The sequence below is a fragment of the Desertihabitans brevis genome (genome assembly GCF_003327535.1).
Classification (GTDB): domain Bacteria; phylum Actinomycetota; class Actinomycetes; order Propionibacteriales; family Propionibacteriaceae; genus Desertihabitans; species Desertihabitans brevis.
Genome location: NZ_QOUI01000001.1, coordinates 326,312 through 340,689 on the forward strand (window position 1 = coordinate 326,312; position 14,378 = coordinate 340,689).

Below are 14,378 nucleotides of genomic sequence, written 5' to 3' on the forward strand. Positions count from 1 at the left end.
GCGCTGGGATCGGGACGTCCGCGAGGTGCGGGGGAGGGGTCGGGATGGTCGAGGACGGGGAGGGACGGCGGCACCGGACGCCGGCGGCGACGACGCAACGGGTCGAGAACGGTGCGGTCGCGCTGGCGGTCGTCGTCGCGGTGCTGGTCTCCGGTCAGCCCTGGTGGCTGCTGCTGGCCGCGTTCCTGCTCTTCGACCTCTCAGCACTCGGCTACCTGCGGGGCCCGCGGGTCGGGGCGCTGGCCTACAACGCGGTGCACAACCACACCGGCCCCGCACTCGTGCTCACCGCCTACCTGGGAGCGCGCTGGGCCGGCCACGAGGCCACCTGGCTGGCCCTCCTCGCCGCCTGCTGGGCCTTCCACGTCGCCGTCGACCGGGCGCTGGGCTACGGGCTCAAGCTGCACGACTTCGGCTCCACCCACCTCGGGCCGATCGGGCGGGCCCGTCGGCACCCGGACCCCCACCGGAGGAGCACACCGTGATCGAGTCCCACCCACCCATCCCCTGACGAGCAGGAGCAGACCGTGCTGGAGACCTGGCGCCGCGAGTGGGCGGTGCGCAAGATCAAGCCCGGCGACGGGCGTCCGTTGCCCCGCTTCCGGTTCTGGCAGCTGCTGAGCCGCTCGCTGCTGCACCTGCACCTGCCCGGGCGCACGGGCCCCGGGTACGCGGTGGACGTCCGCCGCGGCGGTGACTCCGAGGGCCGGGTGTGGGCCGACCTGTACCGCGACGGCCGCCGGTACGCCCGCGCCACCGTCCCCGCCGTCTTCCCGGTCCCGGGTGGCCGGCTGGAGGTCGCGACCTCGACCTTCGGGTTGCGCCGGGCCCACTTCGTCGCCGACGACGGCACCGAGCACCAGCTGGTGCCCGACCCGCGCTCGGCCGAGGGCCGCCGCGCCCGGCTCGACCGTCGCCACCCCGTCCTCAGCCGCTGGATCGGCGTGGTGTCGGTGCTGGCCGTGCTGGTCGGGGTCGGGCTCAACCTGCTGCAGCTGGCCGAGCCGGTCTCGCAGATCCCGCCGGTGACGGCCCTCGTCGGCACCTTCGAGTCCCCGGTCCGGCTGCCGCTGTGGGCCAACGTCGCCCTCGGTCTCGCCGCCGCGCTGGGTAGCACCGAACGGGCGCTGCGGTTGCGCTACCGCTGGTACCTCGACGCCGTCGGCAACTGAGAGGAAGGCGTCACAGCTCCCACCCACCGCAGACCGGCGCGGCCGGCTGCTCGCATCTGTCGGCACGAGCCCCATCGCCTCCGGTCCGGGCGCTGCTCCTGCTCGGGACGCCCTGCCGCGCGGCGCGGCACCGGTGCCGGTTCGACTAGACTGCCCGGGTTCGGACCCCGCAGGGCCGGGTCCCCAGCGAGACGAGAGGCACGGAGCGTGGCATCCACCAACGACCTGAAGAACGGCATGGTGCTCGACCTGGACGGTCAGCTCTGGCAGGTGCAGTGGTTCCAGCACCACAAGCCGGGCAAGGGCAACACGGTGGTGCGCACCAAGCTCAAGCACGTGCTCTCGGGCAAGATCGTCGACCGCACCTTCAACTCCGACACCAAGGTCGACACCGCCACCGTGGACCGCCGCGAGATGCAGTACCTGTACCACGACGGCGAGGGCTACGTGTTCATGGACACCGAGACCTACGACCAGATGACGCTGTCGGAGACCGTGGTCGGCGAGGCCAAGGACTACCTGCTCGAGGAGCAGACCGCCACCGTCGCGCTGCACGAGGGCAACCCGCTCTACATCGACCTGCCGGCCTCGGTCGAGCTGGAGATCACCTACACCGAGCCCGGTCTGCAGGGTGACCGCTCCACCGGCGGGACCAAGCCCGCCACGGTGCAGACCGGCAAGACCATCCAGGTGCCGCTGTTCCTCACCACCGGTGAGAAGGTCAAGGTCGACACCCGCACCGGGGACTACCTCGGCCGCGTCGGCAGCTGACGCGCGTGACCGCACCCCGTCCCCGCCCGTCGGGGCCACGCACCCGGCTCAGCACCCGCAGCAAGGCCCGCAAGCGTGCCGTCGACATCCTGTTCGAGGCCGAGCTGCGGGGCGGTGACCCGCTGGCCACGCTGGAGGAGCGCACGCAGGCCGCCGACCCGCCGGTGCGCGAGTTCACCCGCGAGCTCGTGCGCGGCGTGGTCAGCTACCAGCGCGAGATCGACGGCCGGATCCGTTCCGTGCTGCGTCCGGGCTGGACGCTGGAGCGGATGCCGCGGGTCGACCGCAACGTCGCCCGGATCGCGGTCTACGAGCTGGACTGGACCGACATGGCGACCAGCGTCGCCGTCTCGGAGGCGGTCGCGCTGGTGCAGGACCTGTCCACCGACGACTCCCCGGCCTTCCTCAACGGCGTGCTGTCGGCCATCGCGGCCGACCGCCCGGTGCCCGACCCGTCCGGGCCCGACGAGGAGCGCCGCCCCGCGACCGGGGACTGAACCGTCTGCACCCGCCGGGTCGATGACTCCTGGCGCCCCACCGGGTCTGCCCGGCATGACGATGACGACGAGGGTGCTCAGCGTGTCCGTGCCGGTGGCTGACCAGGACGCCGCGCTGAGGTTCTACACCGAGGTGCTGGGCTGCGAGCTGCGCACCGACACCGAGCTGTGGCCCGGCGCCCGGCTGGTCGAGGTGGTGCCGCCCGGGTCGGCGGTCTCCCTGTTCCTGCTGCCGCCCGACAGCGAGATCCCGGTGGCGGTCCGGCTCGGCACCACCGACGCCGACGCCGCCCACGCCCGGTTGCGCGAGGCCGGCGCGACCCTGCACAACCCGGAGGTGCTGCGCTGGGAGGGCGTGCCGCCGATGTTCGCCTTCGCCGACCCCGACGGCAACGGGCTCGTCTACCTGGAGGAGCCGGTCGGCTGAGCGCCGTCCGAGCGCGTCCGAGGGGTGGATCCGGCTGGTAGCCTGCGCCAGACACACCAACCTTTAAGACCTGTCCGTCGAGGCAGGAAAGGACGGTCCATGCAGTCTCTCGCGCCCTCATCCGGGCCCACCCCCGCAGTCCTCGTCCTGGAGGACGGCCGGACCTTCACCGGAACCTCCTTCGGAGCCCGGGGGGAGGTGTTCGGGGAAGCCGTCTTCTCCACCGGCATGTCGGGCTACCAGGAGACGCTCACCGATCCCAGCTACCACCGCCAGGTGGTGGTGGCCACCGCGCCGCACATCGGCAACACCGGCTGGAACGACGAGGACGACGAGTCCCAGCGCGTGTGGGTGGCGGGCTACGTCGTCCGCGACCTCGCCCGCGTGCCGAGCAGCTGGCGCAGCCGGCGCACCCTGTCCGAGGCGCTGGCCCAGCAGGGGGTGGTCGGGATCAGCGACGTCGACACCCGCGCGCTGACCCGGCACCTGCGTGAGCGCGGCAGCATGCGGGTCGGCGTCTCCACCGAGACGCTGGACCCCGAGGCGCTCCGCGAGCGGGTGCTCACCCAGGCCCAGATGGCCGGCGCCGACCTGGTCGCCGACGTCACCACCGCCGAGCCCTACGTGGTCCCCGCCCGCGGGGAGAAGCGGTTCACCGTGGCCGCGGTCGACCTCGGCATCAAGACGATGACCCCGGTGCGGCTGGCCGAGCGCGGCATCGAGGTGCACGTGCTCCCCGCGACCACCACGCTGGAGGAGATCCGCGAGCGCGGTGCCGACGGCGTCTTCTTCTCCAACGGCCCCGGCGACCCGGCCGCCGCCACCGGCCCGGTGTCCCTGCTCACCGAGGTCCTCGACGCCCGGCTGCCCTACTTCGGCATCTGCTTCGGCAACCAGATCTTCGGCCGCGCGCTGGGCCTGGGCACCACCAAGCTCAAGTACGGCCACCGCGGCATCAACCAGCCGGTGATCGACCGCTCCACCGGCAAGGTGGAGGTCACCGCCCACAACCACGGCTTCGCCGTCGAGGCGCCGGAGGGCGACGCCGCCGAGACCCGGTGGGGCACCGTCTCGGTCAGCCACCACTGCCTCAACGACGGGGTCGTCGAAGGGCTGGAGCTGCGCGACGGGGAGGGCGGGCTGCGCGGGTTCTCCGTGCAGTACCACCCCGAGGCCGCGGCCGGTCCGCACGACGCCGCCTACCTGTTCGACCGCTTCGTCGACGTGCTCACCGCAGCTCAGGAGGGGAGCCGCTGATGCCCCGTCGCACCGACATCGAGTCCATCCTGGTGATCGGCTCCGGCCCGATCGTCATCGGTCAGGCGTGCGAGTTCGACTACTCCGGCACCCAGGCCTGCCGGGTGCTGATGGAGGAGGGGTTCCGGGTCATCCTGGTCAACTCCAACCCGGCGACGATCATGACCGACCCCGAGTTCGCCCACGCCACCTACACCGAGCCGATCACGCCGGAGTACGTGGAGCAGGTGATCGCCACCGAGCGCCCCGACGCCCTGCTCGCCACCCTGGGCGGGCAGACCGCCCTCAACGCCGCGGTGGCGCTGGCCGAGAACGGCGTGCTGGAGCGCTACGGCGTCGAGCTGATCGGTGCCTCCATCGAGGCGATCCAGCGCGGTGAGGACCGCGACCAGTTCAAGGAGATCGTGCTCGGGCTGACCGGTATCGCCGGCGTCACCGAGGGCCAGCCGGCCGCCGAGGTGGCCCGCAGCCGGATCTGCCACACCATGGACGAGGTGCTCGCCGCCGCCGACGAGCTCGGCTACCCGGTGGTCGTGCGGCCCTCCTTCACCATGGGCGGTCTGGGCTCCGGGTTCGCCCACACCCCCGACGACCTGCGCCGGATCGCCGGCGCGGGCCTGGCCGCCAGCCCCACCACCGAGGTGCTGATCGAGGAGTCGATCCTGGGCTGGAAGGAGTACGAGCTCGAGGTGATGCGCGACCGCGCCGACAACGTGGTCATCGTCTGCTCGATCGAGAACTTCGACCCCATGGGCGTGCACACCGGCGACTCGATCACCGTCGCCCCGGTGATGACGCTGACCGACCGGGAGTACCAGCGGATGCGCGACGTCGCCATCGGCGTCATCCGGGAGGTCGGCGTCGACACCGGCGGCTGCAACATCCAGTTCGCGGTCAACCCCGTCGACGGCCGCCTGGTCGTCATCGAGATGAACCCCCGGGTGTCGCGCTCCAGCGCGCTGGCCTCCAAGGCCACCGGCTTCCCGATCGCCAAGATCGCGGCCAAGGTCGCCATCGGCTACACCCTGGACGAGATCGACAACGACATCACCACGCGTCCATCGAGCGACGGCTCCGCCGTCAGGACGCCGGCCTCCTTCGAGCCGACGCTGGACTACGTCGTGGTCAAGGTGCCCCGGTTCGCCTTCGAGAAGTTCCCCGCCGCCGACTCCACCCTGACCACCCACATGAAGAGCGTGGGCGAGGCGATGGCGATCGGACGCAACTTCACCGAGGCGCTCGGCAAGGCGCTGCGCAGCCTGGAGGACCCGAAGGCCCGCTTCGACTGGTCGGCCCCGGTGACCGAGCCGGTGGAGACGCTGCTCGAGCGGGCCAGCCGCCCGCACGACGGGCGGCTGGTGCTCGCCCTGCAGGCCCTGGTCGCCGGCGCCACCGCCGAGCAGGTGGCCGCGGCGACCTCGATCGACCCCTGGTTCGTCGACCAGCTGGTGCTGCAGCTGGAGGTGGCCCGCGAGGTGGCCGACGCCGCCACCCTGGACGCCGAGCTGCTGCGCACCGCCAAGCGGCACGGCTTCTCCGACCGCCAGATCGGCCAGCTCCGCAACCTGCCCGAGGACGTCGTCCGCGGGGTCCGGTGGGCCCTCGGCGTCCGGCCGGTCTACAAGACCGTCGACACCTGCGCGGCCGAGTTCGCCGCCACCACGCCCTACCACTACTCCAGCTACGACTCCGAGACCGAGGTCGTGCCGCGGGAGAAGCCGGCGGTGATCATCCTCGGCAGCGGCCCCAACCGGATCGGGCAGGGGATCGAGTTCGACTACTCCTGCGTGCACGCCTCGCTGGCGCTCTCAGAGGTCGGCTACGAGACGGTGATGGTCAACTGCAACCCCGAGACCGTCTCCACCGACTACGACACCTCCGACCGGCTGTACTTCGAGCCGCTCACCCTGGAGGACGTGCTGGAGGTGGTCGAGGCCGAGCGCGCCGCCGGCCCGGTGGTCGGCGTGGTGGTCCAGCTCGGCGGGCAGACCCCGCTCGGGCTGGCCTCGGCGCTCAAGGCCGCCGGGGTGCCGATCGTGGGCACCAGCCCCGAGGCCATCGACCTGGCCGAGGAGCGCGGCGCCTTCGGGCAGGTGCTCGCCGAGGCCGGGCTGCCCGCGCCCAAGCACGGGCTGGCCCGGTCCTTCGCCGAGGCGTCGGCGATCGCGGCCGAGATCGGCTACCCGGTGCTGGTCCGCCCCTCCTACGTGCTGGGCGGACGCGGTATGGAGATCGTCTACGACGAGGTCAGCCTGGCCGGCTACATCGACCGCGCCACCGAGGTCAGCCCGGCCCACCCGGTGCTGGTCGACCGCTTCCTCGACGACGCGGTCGAGATCGACGTCGATGCGCTCTACGACGGCACCGAGCTCTACCTCGGCGGGGTGATGGAGCACATCGAGGAGGCCGGCATCCACTCCGGCGACTCGGCCTGCTCGCTCCCGCCGGTCACCCTCGGCGAGGAGGTCATCAACCGGATCCGCACCTCCACCGAGGCGATCGCGGCCGGGGTGGGCGTGCGCGGACTGATCAACATCCAGTTCGCGCTGGCCGGGGACGTCCTCTACGTGCTGGAGGCCAACCCGCGCGCCTCGCGGACCGTCCCGTTCGTCTCCAAGGCCACCGCCACCCCGCTCGCGAAGGCGGCGGCCCGGATCATGTTGGGGGAGTCCATCGCCGACCTGCGGGCGGCCGGGCTGCTGCGCACCGGCACCGACGGCGCCTGGACGGCCCCCAGCGCGCCGATCGCGGTCAAGGAGGCCGTGATGCCGTGGAACCGGTTCCGCACCGTCGACGGCACCTTCGTCGACTCCGTGCTCGGCCCCGAGATGCGCTCCACCGGTGAGGTGATCGGGCTGGACCACGACTTCGGGACGGCCTTCGCCAAGAGCCAGACCGCCGCCAACGGCCCGCTCCCGCAGCGCGGACGGGTCTTCATCTCCGTGGCCAACCGGGACAAGCGGCACGTGATCTTCCCGGTCAAGCGGCTGGCCGAGCTGGGCTTCGAGGTGCTGGCCACCGCCGGCACCGCCTCGGTGCTGCGCCGGCACGGGGTGGAGGTGACCGAGGTGCGCAAGCACAGCCAGGGTCCCGGCCCGAACGGGGAGAAGACGATCGTCCAGGCCATCCTCGACGGCGAGGTCGACCTGATCTTCAACACCCCGCACGGGATCAGCACCGACGGCCGGCCCCGCAACGACGGGTGGGAGATCCGCACCGCCGCGGTCCGGCTCAACGTGCCCTGCATCACCACCGTGCAGGGTCTGGCGGCCGCGGTGCAGGGCATCGAGTCCGGCTCCAGCACCGGGCCGCGGGTCCGCTCGCTGCAGTCCTGGAGCGAGGACATCCGCCCGCCCACGGCGGCGGGCACCGTCCGGGACGCCGCACGGGCATGAGCGTGAGCAGTGCCCTCGTCCGCGACGCCCGGACGTCGCGGACGAGGCGGGCGCTGCTCGGGGCCGGGTACCGCCGGGTGCTCCGCCCGGCGCTGTTCGCCAGCCACGGCGGCGACCCCGAGGAGGTGCACGACGCCACCCTGGCCCGGCTCGCCCAGCTCGGCCGGGTGCCGGCGCTGGTCCGTGCGCTCGGCCGGCTGACGTCGGTGCCGTCGCGTCCGGTGGAGGCGTTCGGGATCCGCTTCCCCGGTCCGGTCGGGCTGGCGGCCGGGCTGGACAAGGGCGCCCGCGCGGTCACCGCCTGGCAGGCGATGGGCTTCTCCCACGTCGAGCTGGGCACCGTCACCGCCCACGCCCAGCCGGGCAACCCCCGGCCGCGGATGTTCCGCGCCCCCGCCTCGGGCGGCCTGGTCAACCGGATGGGCTTCAACAACGACGGCGCCACCGCGGTGGCCGCCCGGCTCGAGGCCGCCGGTGTCCGGCGCGGCAACCGGGCCGCCGGCATCCCGGTCGGGCTCTCGCTGGGCAAGACCAAGGCGACCCCGGTGGAGGACGCGGTGCCGGACTACCTCGCCTCCTTCCGCGTCCTCGCCCCGCACGCCGACTACGTCGCGGTCAACGTCTCCAGCCCCAACACCCCCGGCCTGCGCAGCCTCCAGGACGGCGCCGCCCTGCGCGAGCTCACCGGCGCCCTGGTCGCGGAGTCGCGGCGCAGCGCCAACCCCGTGCCGGTGCTGGTCAAGGTGGCCCCCGACCTGGACGAGCAGGCGCTGGACGAGGTGCTCGAGGTCTGCACCAGCACCGGGGTGCAGGGGCTGGTCGCCACCAACACCACCCTCGCCCGTGACGGGCTGGCCGCCCCGGACGCCTGGCTGGCCGCCGAGGCCGGAGGCCTGTCGGGGGCACCGCTGCGCGAGCGCGCGCTGCGGGTGGTGCGCCACCTCAGCTCGCGGGCCGACCTGCCGGTGGTGGGCGTCGGCGGCATCATGACCGCCGGCGACGCCGAGGCGATGTTCGACGCCGGCGCCCGGCTGGTGCAGCTCTACACCGGGTTCATCTACGCCGGCCCGGCCCTGGTGGCCGACATCACCGCCCGTCACGCCGACCGAGCCGAGGAGCCCCGATGACCAGCACCGACCCGCGCCCGGGCACCGGACGGCCGTCCTACGGCGAGCGGCTGGCCGCGGTGACCGGTCGGCGCGGGCGGCTCTGCGTCGGCATCGACCCGCACCCCGGGCTGCTCAGCACCTGGGGGCTCGCCGACGACGCGTCCGGGCTGGAGGTCTTCGCCCGCGGGGTGGTCTCGGCCGTCGGCGACCTGGTGGCGGTCTTCAAACCGCAGTCCGCGCTGTTCGAGCGGTTCGGCTCGGCCGGCATCGCGGTGCTGGAGCGGGTGCTGGCCGACGTCGCCGCCGCCGGCGCGCTGTCGGTGCTGGACGCCAAACGCGGCGACATCGGCTCCACCATGGCCGGCTACGCGCGGGCCTACCTCGACGACGGCGGCCCGCTGGCCGCCGACGCCCTGACCGTCAACCCCTACCTGGGGCTGGAGGCGCTGGAGCCGGCCTTCACCGCGGCTGCGGCCAGCGGTCGCGGGCTGTACGTGCTGGCCCGCACCAGCAACCCCGACAGCGCCCAGCTGCAGCTCGCCACCCGCGACGGCCGCACCGTCGCCCAGACCGTCGTCGACGAGGTGCAGGCCCGCAACGACGCGCTCCGACCGGACCCGGGCTCCGGGGTGGAGTCGGGCGCGGCCGGACCCTTCGGGGTGGTGGTCGGCGGCACCCACGGCCAGGCCGAGCTCGACCTGTCGGCCTTCGACGGCTCGGTGCTGGTGCCCGGTGTGGGCGCCCAGGGCGCGACCGTCGCCGACCTGGCCGAGCGGTTCTCGGTGCCCCGCCTGCTGCTGCCCAGCAGCTCGCGCGGGGTGCTCGCCGCCGGCCCGGACCCCTCCGGGCTGCGCCAGGCCGTCACCGCACTGGTGGCCGAGACCGCCGTCCTCGGCTAGGAGCGTCGGGTCAGAGCCAACCGCCGTCGACCACCCACTGCTGGCCGGTGCAGGCCGCGGAGTCGTCGCTGGCCAGCCAGAGCAGCATCCGCGCCAGGTCGGCGGGCACCACCGGCTCGGCCAGGCACTGCTTCTGGCGGATCGTCTCCAGGTCGGCCGGGGTGATGTGCTCGCGGAGCTGGCGCTCGGTCAGCACCCAGCCCGGGATCAGGCAGTTGACCCGGATCCGGTCGGGGCCGAGCTCGCGGGCCATGGTCCGGGTCAGCCCCTCGATGCCGGCCTTGGCGGTGATGTAGCCGACCATGCCGATGAAGTCGGCGTGGGCGCTGATCGAGCCGAGGTTGATGATCGACCCGCCGCCCTGCTCGCGCATCATCGGCGCCACCGCCTGGATGGCGAACAGGTGGTGGCGCAGGTTCACCGCGATCCGGTCGTCGAAGGCCTCGGCGTCCAGCTCGGTGTAGGGGTGCCGGGTGTCGTTGGCGGCGTTGTTGACCAGCACCGTGATCGGGCCCCGGGCCGCGGCGGCCTCGCCGATCACCCGCTGCAGCGCGGGCACGTCACGGACGTCGCAGGGGGCGAACCAGGGCTCGGGCAGCCCGGCGGCCGCCACCTCGCGGACCAGCGCCTCGCCGTGCTCGGTGTCGATGTCGGTGAAGGCCACCTCCACCCCCTGGGCGGCCAGCTGGGTGACGAACTCCGCCCCCAGCCCGGTGGCGCCCCCGCTGACGAAGGCCACCCGGCCGGCCAGGCTGGGGTAGCGGGCGAAGCGGTCGGCACCGGCGTCGGCGGCGGCAGTCATCGGGGAACCTCCACGGGTCGGGACGGGTCGGCCGCGGCGGCGCACCGCGGCGTGCGCGCCCCCGGGGCGGGGCCGCTGCGGGTCACTGTAACGACGCCGGCACCCCGGCAGGCACCCGTCCCGGGGCACCCCCGCCGCCACGTGCCGGTGCGGAGCGGGACGCCGGCGACTCGGCTAGGTTGGCGGGGACCAGGAGGAGGTGATCGGCCGGTGACCGTACCGCGGCTGAGCGAGGAGCAGCGCGCCCGGGCCCGGACGGCCGCGGTGGCGGCGCGGACGCGTCGGGCCGAGGCCAAGGAGCGGCTGCGACGCGGTGACTGGTCCTTCGCGACCCTGGTCGAGCAGGCCCGCGGGGACGACGTGCTGGCCCACATCAAGGTCGTCGACGCCCTGCGCTGCCTGCCCCGCTTCGGGCCCAAGCGGGCCGCGGAGCTGATGGAGCGGCTCGACATCGCCCCCACCCGGCGGCTGCGCGGGCTGGGCCACCTGCAGCGGGAGAGCCTGCTGGAGGAGCTGCGGTGAGCACCGGCAGCCTGACCGTGGTCTCCGGCCCCACCGCGGTCGGCAAGGGCACCGTGGTGGCGCGGCTGCGCGCGGAGCACCCCGAGCTGATGGTGTCGGTCTCGGCCACCACCCGTCCGCCGCGCCCCGGTGAGGTGGAGGGGGTGCACTACCACTTCGTCGGCGCCGAGGAGTTCGACCAGCTGGTGGCCTCCGACGGGCTGCTGGAGTGGGCGGTGGTGCACGGCACGCACCGCTACGGCACGCCCCGGGCCCCGGTCCGGGCCGCCGTGGCCGCGGGCCGGCAGGTGGTGCTGGAGATCGACCTGCAGGGCGCCCGCCAGGTCCGCCGCAGCTGGCCGGGGGCCCGGTTCGTCTTCCTCGCCCCGCCCAGCTGGGAGGAGCTGGTCCGCCGGCTGGTGGGCCGGGGCACCGAGAGCGAGGCCGAGCGGGAGCGCCGGCTGCAGACCGCCCGGGCCGAGCTGGCCGCCGCCGAGGAGTTCGACCACGTCGTGGTCAACACCGAGGTGGACGCGACGGTGGCCGAGCTGGTCGAGCTGATCGGGCTCGGGACACCCGAGCGCACTTGGTAGCCGTCGTCTTGGCTGGTAGCCTGACCCAGCCTGTGACCACCACCAGAGAAGGCAGATCTTGAGCGTCAACACCCCTGAGGGCATCACCAACCCGCCGATCGACGAGCTGCTCACCAAGGTGGACTCCAAGTACCAGCTGGTCCTCTTCGCGGCCAAGCGCGCGCGGCAGATCAACGCCTACTACTCCCAGCTCGGTGACGGGCTGCTGGAGAGCGTCGGCCCCCTGGTCGAGACCGGGGTGCAGGAGAAGCCGCTGTCGATCGCGCTGCGCGAGGTCAACGCCGACGTCCTGCAGATGACCCACATCGACCCCGACGCCCCGGTCGAGGCCGAGAGCGGCGAGGCCGACTTCGGCGGCTTCGACGACGACGGCCCCGGCGTCGCCTGAGCCGACCCCTGACGACCGACCCGACCCGCTGACGCCCGTGGCCGAGATCGTGCTCGGGGTCGCCGGTGGCATCGCGGCCTACAAGGCCTGCACGCTGCTGCGCCGCCTCAGCGAGGCCGGCCACGGCGTCACCGTCGTCCCCACCGAGAACGCGCTGCGCTTCGTCGGCGTCGACACCTGGCAGGCGCTGTCAGGACGTCCGGTGAGCACCGACGTCTGGACCGGATCCGACGTGGTCCCGCACGTCCGCCTCGGCCGGGCCGCCGACCTGGTGGTGGTGGCGCCGGCCACCGCCGACCTGCTGGCCCGCGCGGCCGCCGGTCGCGCCGACGACCTGCTGACCAACGTCCTGCTCACCACCACCGCCCCGGTGCTGATGGCCCCGGCCATGCACACCGAGATGTGGCAGCACCCCGCCACCCGCGACAACGTCGCGCTGCTGCGGAGGCGCGGGACCGTGGTGGTCGACCCCGACTCCGGGCGGCTCACCGGCGTCGACACCGGGCCGGGCCGGCTGCCCGAGCCCGACGAGCTCTACGCCCAGTGCCAGGCCCTGCTCGGCGCGCCCTCGGCCGCGGTCCGCGACCTGGAGGGCCAGCGGGTGGTGGTCAGCGCCGGCGGCACCCGCGAGGCGCTGGACCCGGTCCGCTTCCTCGGCAACGCCTCCTCCGGCCGGATGGGCGTCGCGCTGGCCCGCGCCGCCGCGCTGCGCGGGGCCCGGGTGACGCTGGTCGGGGCCCACCTCGACGTGCCCCCGCCGTCCTCGGTGCGGGTGGTCGGGGTCGGCAGCACCGAGCAGCTGGCCGAGGCGATGCGGGTCGAGGCCGCCAGCGCCGACGTCGTGGTGATGGCGGCCGCGGTGGCCGACTGGACCCCGGTCGAGCGCAGCGGCAGCAAGATCAAGAAGAGCGGGGAGGACGAGCTGACCGTCCGGCTCCGCCAGACCACGGACGTGCTGGCCGGGCTGTCGGCCACCCGGGCGCGTCCGGGTCAGGTGGTGGTCGGCTTCGCCGCCGAGACCATCGCCGACCCGGTCGAGCGGGCCGAGGTGGGCGCGGCGAAGCTGCGCCGCAAGGGCTGTGACCTGCTGGTGGTCAACGACGTCAGCGGGGGAGCGGTGTTCGGCTCGGCCGACACCGCGGTCACCGTGCTCGGCGCCGACGGCAGCGCCGTCGACCACACCGGCGCCAAGGAGGCCGTCGCCCATCACATCCTGGACGCCGTCCGGCGGCTGAGGGGCGCGGGCTAGTCTCGGGCGGTCGGCGATCCCGGCACGCGCGACCCGCACGGAGCTCGCACCCCGTCCACACCCGCCGCGGCCGACAGGTCGCAGAACCACGTCAGGAGCGGATGCGATGTCGGCCCAGAGCGCCCGTCGGAACCGGCTGTTCACCTCGGAGTCGGTCACCGAGGGCCACCCCGACAAGATCGCCGACCAGATCAGCGACCGCATCCTCGACGAGCTGCTGGCCGAGGACCCGACCAGCCGGGTGGCGGTGGAGACCCTGGTCACCACCGGTTTGGTGGTGGTCGCCGGTGAGGTCACCACCGAGGCCTACGCCGACATCCGCACCCTGGTCCGCGACACCATCCTCGGCATCGGCTACGACTCCTCGGCCAAGGGCTTCGACGGCGCCTCCTGCGGGGTCAGCATCTCGCTGGGCTCGCAGTCGCCCGACATCGCCCGCGGCGTGGACAGCTCCTACGAGCACTGGCGCGACTCGTCGGAGGAGCGCTACGACCTGCAGGGCGCCGGCGACCAGGGGATCATGTTCGGCTACGCCTGCACCGAGACGCCCTCGCTGATGCCGCTGCCGATCGACCTGGCGCACCGGCTGTCGGAGCGGCTCACCGCGGTCCGCAAGGACGGCACGATGCCCTACCTGCGGCCCGACGGGAAGACCCAGGTCACGGTGGAGTACGTCGACGGCCGGCCGGCCCGGCTCGACACCGTGGTGCTGTCGGCCCAGCACGCCGCCGACATCGACCTGGACCGCCTCCTCACCCCCGACGTCCGCCGCCACGTGGTCGACCCGGTGCTGGAGGTCTACGACCTCGACCACCACGACCCGCGGCTCTTCGTCAACCCGACCGGGCAGTTCATCATCGGCGGGCCGATGGGCGACGCGGGTCTGACCGGGCGCAAGGTCATCGTCGACACCTACGGCGGCGCGGCCCGCCACGGCGGCGGTGCCTTCTCCGGCAAGGATCCGTCCAAGGTGGACCGCTCCGGGGCCTACGCCACCCGCTGGGTGGCCAAGAACGTCGTCGCCGCGGGGCTGGCCGACCAGTGCGAGGTGCAGGTGGCCTACGCCATCGGCCGCGCGCACCCGGTCGGCTTCTACCTCGACTGCTTCGGCACCGAGAAGGTGCCGGTGGAGCAGATCGAGGACGCCGTCAAGCAGACCTTCGACCTGCGTCCGGCGGCGATCATCGACGCGCTGGACCTGCTGCGCCCGATCTACACCCGCACCGCCGCCTACGGCCATTTCGGGCGCGAGCTCGACACCATGACCTGGGAGCGCACCGACCGCGCCGACGCGCTGGCCGCCGCCGTCCGGGGCTGA

Annotated in this window: 15 protein-coding genes; 14 read left to right on the forward strand and 1 reads right to left on the reverse strand. The window is 73.6% G+C overall.

The genetic code is table 11. From position 1 onward, the window contains the following. Positions 1-44: 44 nt before the first annotated feature. The 9 genes from DT076_RS01440 to pyrF all read left to right on the forward strand — a co-directional run bounded on the left by DT076_RS01440 (position 45) and on the right by pyrF (position 9,527). Positions 45-485, forward strand: a complete 441-nt coding sequence (locus DT076_RS01440; protein ID WP_114124853.1) for a DUF4260 family protein — start codon at positions 45-47, stop codon at positions 483-485. 42 nt (positions 486-527) lie between these two features. Further along, positions 528-1,172: a hypothetical protein gene (locus tag DT076_RS01445; protein WP_114124854.1), complete on the forward strand. Its 645-nt coding sequence runs from the start codon at positions 528-530 to the stop codon at positions 1,170-1,172. A gap of 207 nt (positions 1,173-1,379) precedes the next feature. Continuing rightward, positions 1,380-1,943 (forward strand): elongation factor P, encoded by a 564-nt coding sequence (gene efp / locus DT076_RS01450; protein WP_114124855.1) that lies wholly within the window; start codon positions 1,380-1,382, stop codon positions 1,941-1,943. A 5-nt stretch (positions 1,944-1,948) separates the two neighbouring features. Beyond that, on the forward strand, positions 1,949-2,440 hold the full coding sequence (nusB, locus tag DT076_RS01455) for a transcription antitermination factor NusB (protein ID WP_199538872.1): 492 nt from the start codon (positions 1,949-1,951) through the stop codon (positions 2,438-2,440). 82 nt (positions 2,441-2,522) lie between these two features. Then, a complete protein-coding gene (locus tag DT076_RS01460; RefSeq protein WP_199538873.1) occupies positions 2,523-2,867 on the forward strand; it encodes a VOC family protein in 345 nt (114 codons plus the stop codon). Positions 2,868-2,966: 99 nt separating this feature from the next. Then, positions 2,967-4,124 (forward strand): glutamine-hydrolyzing carbamoyl-phosphate synthase small subunit, encoded by a 1,158-nt coding sequence (gene carA, locus DT076_RS01465; RefSeq protein WP_114124858.1) that lies wholly within the window; start codon positions 2,967-2,969, stop codon positions 4,122-4,124. Next, the gene (gene carB / locus DT076_RS01470; protein WP_114124859.1) at positions 4,124-7,519 is read left to right on the forward strand and encodes a carbamoyl-phosphate synthase large subunit; all 3,396 of its coding nucleotides are present in this window, start codon (positions 4,124-4,126) and stop codon (positions 7,517-7,519) included. The genes carA and carB overlap by 1 nt, the downstream gene beginning before the upstream one ends. Continuing rightward, entirely contained in the window at positions 7,516-8,646 is a 1,131-nt protein-coding gene (locus DT076_RS01475; RefSeq protein WP_114124860.1) for a quinone-dependent dihydroorotate dehydrogenase, read from the forward strand. The genes carB and DT076_RS01475 overlap by 4 nt, the downstream gene beginning before the upstream one ends. Next, a complete protein-coding gene (gene pyrF / locus DT076_RS01480) occupies positions 8,643-9,527 on the forward strand; it encodes an orotidine-5'-phosphate decarboxylase (protein ID WP_114124861.1) in 885 nt (294 codons plus the stop codon). Before DT076_RS01475 ends, pyrF begins: the two co-directional genes overlap by 4 nt. 10 nt (positions 9,528-9,537) lie before the next feature. On the opposite strand, the gene DT076_RS01485 is transcribed toward pyrF, so the two are convergent. Next, on the reverse strand, positions 9,538-10,329 hold the full coding sequence (locus DT076_RS01485; RefSeq protein WP_114124862.1) for an SDR family NAD(P)-dependent oxidoreductase: 792 nt from the start codon (positions 10,327-10,329) through the stop codon (positions 9,538-9,540). Between the two features lie 210 nt (positions 10,330-10,539). Here DT076_RS01485 and mihF point away from each other — a divergent pair, with 210 nt between their 5' ends. The 5 genes from mihF (at position 10,540) to metK (ending at position 14,378) form a co-directional block, all read left to right on the forward strand. Continuing rightward, positions 10,540-10,851, forward strand: coding sequence for an integration host factor, actinobacterial type (gene mihF, locus DT076_RS01490; protein WP_114124863.1), 312 nt, complete (start codon positions 10,540-10,542; stop codon positions 10,849-10,851). Then, positions 10,848-11,423, forward strand: a complete 576-nt coding sequence (gmk, locus tag DT076_RS01495; protein ID WP_114124864.1) for a guanylate kinase — start codon at positions 10,848-10,850, stop codon at positions 11,421-11,423. Before mihF ends, gmk begins: the two co-directional genes overlap by 4 nt. Before the next feature lie 58 nt (positions 11,424-11,481). Next, on the forward strand, positions 11,482-11,811 hold the full coding sequence (gene rpoZ, locus DT076_RS01500; RefSeq protein WP_114124865.1) for a DNA-directed RNA polymerase subunit omega: 330 nt from the start codon (positions 11,482-11,484) through the stop codon (positions 11,809-11,811). A 37-nt stretch (positions 11,812-11,848) separates the two neighbouring features. After that, positions 11,849-13,060: a bifunctional phosphopantothenoylcysteine decarboxylase/phosphopantothenate--cysteine ligase CoaBC gene (gene coaBC, locus DT076_RS01505; RefSeq protein WP_199538874.1), complete on the forward strand. Its 1,212-nt coding sequence runs from the start codon at positions 11,849-11,851 to the stop codon at positions 13,058-13,060. Positions 13,061-13,166: 106 nt separating this feature from the next. Beyond that, positions 13,167-14,378: a methionine adenosyltransferase gene (gene metK / locus DT076_RS01510; protein ID WP_114124866.1), complete on the forward strand. Its 1,212-nt coding sequence runs from the start codon at positions 13,167-13,169 to the stop codon at positions 14,376-14,378.

Bases quoted from the DNA above. Each gene is read 5' to 3' on its own strand.
- pyrF (WP_114124861.1), top strand. From the start codon at position 8,643: ATGACCAGCACCGACCCGCGCCCGGGCACCGGACGGCCGTCCTACGGC.
- carB (WP_114124859.1), top strand. From the start codon at position 4,124: ATGCCCCGTCGCACCGACATCGAGTCCATCCTGGTGATCGGCTCCGGC.
- carA (WP_114124858.1), top strand. From the start codon at position 2,967: ATGCAGTCTCTCGCGCCCTCATCCGGGCCCACCCCCGCAGTCCTCGTC.
- DT076_RS01485 (WP_114124862.1), bottom strand. From the start codon at position 10,329: ATGACTGCCGCCGCCGACGCCGGTGCCGACCGCTTCGCCCGCTACCCC.
- DT076_RS01440 (WP_114124853.1), top strand. From the start codon at position 45: ATGGTCGAGGACGGGGAGGGACGGCGGCACCGGACGCCGGCGGCGACG.
- DT076_RS01475 (WP_114124860.1), top strand. From the start codon at position 7,516: ATGAGCGTGAGCAGTGCCCTCGTCCGCGACGCCCGGACGTCGCGGACG.
- metK (WP_114124866.1), top strand. From the start codon at position 13,167: ATGTCGGCCCAGAGCGCCCGTCGGAACCGGCTGTTCACCTCGGAGTCG.